1 protein-coding gene and 1 pseudogene are annotated in these 2,988 nt (G+C 70.4%); both read left to right on the top strand.

The annotated features are described in order from the left end of the window. Positions 1-232 precede the first annotated feature (232 nt). On the top strand, positions 233-2,200 hold the full coding sequence (locus ACIRDX_RS22330) for a PQQ-dependent sugar dehydrogenase (protein WP_396627622.1): 1,968 nt from the start codon (positions 233-235) through the stop codon (positions 2,198-2,200). A gap of 107 nt (positions 2,201-2,307) precedes the next feature. Beyond that, a pseudogene (locus ACIRDX_RS22325) lies at positions 2,308-2,988 on the top strand (hypothetical protein); the annotation flags it as partial.

Raw genomic sequence — 2,988 nt, 5'->3', positions numbered from 1 at the left:
CACGAGACCGCGCGCAACACCGCGAGGCGTTGCGCCGTCACCTGGATGCCACGGCTGCGCAGGAGCTCGGCTGGAGGGTTCACGACCTCGGCAGTGTAGCGCAGATTCTGGAGTGACTCAAAACATTGAACACTCCCGGAGCTAGGGGCTTGGGGCTGGATCCAGCACCCAGCGCCCAGCCCCATGAGGCGGCGGTGCGTCTATCCTGTCGTCACTCTTCAGGAGACGGGACATGGTCAGGACGTCAGTGATGTCGGCGGCAGTCGTGGGCTCTGCCCTGTTGCTGGGGGCCGTGCTCTCGGCCGGCGCGGGACAGGCGCCAGGACCGGCGGCGAGACCCGCCGCGGCGCAGGACCCCGTCGCGGTCGGCCAGCAGGCCTACGCGATCTACTGCGCGTCGTGCCACGGCCCGCGCGCGCAGGGGGCCGAAAAGGCGGGCGTGCTGATCACGATCATCCAGGAGCACGGGGGCAAGCAGCCGCCCGATCTCACCGACGGTGCCTGGGACCACGGGTTCACGGACGAAGCGATCATCGCCGTCATCAAGCAGGGCGTACCGACGACGATGATGCCCGGATTCGGGGCGATGCTCACCGACGCGCAGGTGACGGGCATCGTGGCGTACCTGCGCGCACTCGCGCGCGGCGACGTCTCGGCAGGGACCACCGGCGCGGCGGGTGCGGCGCGCACGGCCCCACTGGCGAAGGCCAGGCTCGCCGAATACGTGCGACTGCCCATCACCGGCGACCCCACCGGCGACCTCACGCGGGCGCAGCTCTCGCGCGTCAACTTCCTGCGCGAGGAACCCGGCGGCCAGCGCTTCTTCGTGCCCGACCTGAACGGGCCGCTCTACCTGCTCAACCGCCGCACGAAGCAGTTCACGACCTACCTCGACTTCAACGGCCTGGACGGTCGGCCGGGCCTGTTCCCGCGTTTCACGTACCAGCGCAACTTCGCGATGGGCCTGATCAACGTCGTGCTCGATCCCGACTACGCGCGCAACGGCGTCTTCTACACGATCCACACGGAAGACCCGACGACGGCCGCGCCAGCCGCGCCTCGCGCCGGCGCGGTCACGGGCCTCGACCTCAAGGGCTACGCGGTCACCGATCTCGTGATGCCGCCGGTGCGCCCCGACGTGCCGGTCGATCGCGTCGGCGTGATCGTGGAGTGGACCGATCGCGACGTCACCAACGCGACCTTCGAGGGCACCGCGCGCGAGATCCTCCGGATGCCGCTCGATACGCCCATTCACCCGCTCGGCGAGATGACGTTCAACCCGGTGGCGCGTCCTGGCGATCCCGAGTGGCGCGTGATGTACGTCGGCGTCGGCGACGCCGGCGCGGGCGAGCGGCAGGATGCACGGCACCTGGTGCCGCAGCGCCTCGATACCCTCGGCGGCAAGATCCTGCGCATCGTGCCCGACCTGCGCGAACACGTCGCCACGACCACGGTGAGCGCCAACGGCCGCTACCGCATCCCGAACGACAACCCCTTCGTGTCGATCCCCGAAGCGCGCAAGGAGATCTGGGCGCTCGGCGTGCGCAACCCGCATCGCCTCGTCTGGGACGTCGATCCCGCGCAGCCGACCGCGCCGCGCCTGTTTGCCTTCAACATCGGGCTGACGGGCTGGGAAACGGTGCTGATCGTGAAGAAGGGCGCCAACTACGGCTATCCGCTGCGCGAGGGGCCGCAGGCGATGACGCCGAAGGGCATGACCGCCGTCCCCGCCGACGACACGATCCCCGTGCAGGTAACGGCGACCGTCACGCGCGGCACGACCACGCCGGTGTATCCGGTCGTCGCCTATCCGCACACCAGCCTGGGCGGCGACGCGATCGCCGGCGGCTTCGTGTATCGCGGCAACGCGATCCCGGCGCTGAAGGACACGCTGCTGCTCGGCGACATCACCACCGGTCGCCTCTGGTACGCGCGCCTCGCCGACGTGATCGCCGCCGACGACGGGAAGGCCGACACGATGGCGCCGTTGCACGAGCTCGACGCGGGCCTGCGAGCGCTGGTGGAGACGACGTTCAAGGCGCGCGGCGGGCGTGGCGACACGCTGCCGGGCGCTGCGGCGATCTCCGGGCGCGGGCGCGTCGATCTTCGGCTCACGCAGGACGCGGCCGGCGAGATCTACCTGATCACCAAGAGCGACGGCCTGATCCGCACGCTGACGGCGGTCAAGACATCGAGGTAGAGGTAGGGCGGGATGTCCTCATCCCGCCGTGAGCACCAACGGCGCGGTGAGACACCGCGGCCTACCTCTGTTGTTGCGACACGCGACGGGTTCGGTCACGATGCCGCATGCCTGAGCGGACCTCCCCCCTGCGCCTCGACCGTCGGCGCTTCCTGCAGGCCACGGCCGCGGTCGGCGCCCTGCCCGCGCTCGACGCGCGCGTCGCGTCCTCGTTGCCCCTGCCGGCCCAGGCAGCCACCGCGCCCTCGTCGTCCGACGTCGGCTCGCTGTTCCCGTTCATCCGTTCGCAGGCGGTGAAGGGCGAGTTCCCGCTGTCCTTCCTGCAGTCGCGCTTCAGCGACGTGCGCGCCTGGCGACGCGACACCGTCGCGAAGGTGCTCGACCTGCTTCACTACGCGCCACCGCCGACGCCTCCTGCCGCCGAGCGCCACGAGGCCGTGGACTGCGGCGACTACGTGCGCGAGCGGATCACGTTCAGCACCACGCCAGACATCCGGGTGCCCGCATACGTGCTCGTACCGAAGACCGCGTCTGCCGCGAAGCCCGCGCCGGGCATCGTCGCGCTGCACGACCACGGCGGCTTCTACCTGTGGGGCAAGGAGAAGCTGGTGCCGGTGCAGGGCGAACACGCGATCTTCCGCGAGTTCCGCGATCGCTACTACGGCGGCCGGGCCATCGCCGAGGACCTCGCGCGCCGCGGCTACGTGGTCGCGGTGATCGACATGTTCTACTGGGGCGATCGCCGCATGCTGCTCGACGACGACCCCGCCGACTGGCGTGAGCGTCCG

This window comes from Luteitalea sp. (assembly GCF_044337415.1).
Lineage (GTDB): Bacteria > Acidobacteriota > Vicinamibacteria > Vicinamibacterales > Vicinamibacteraceae > Luteitalea.
This window is presented reverse-complemented; position numbering and strand designations above follow the sequence as displayed.

What these genes read in the sequence shown, in the direction of transcription:
- ACIRDX_RS22330 (WP_396627622.1), top strand. Translation starts at nt 233, where the DNA reads ATGGTCAGGACGTCAGTGATGTCGGCGGCAGTCGTGGGCTCTGCCCTG.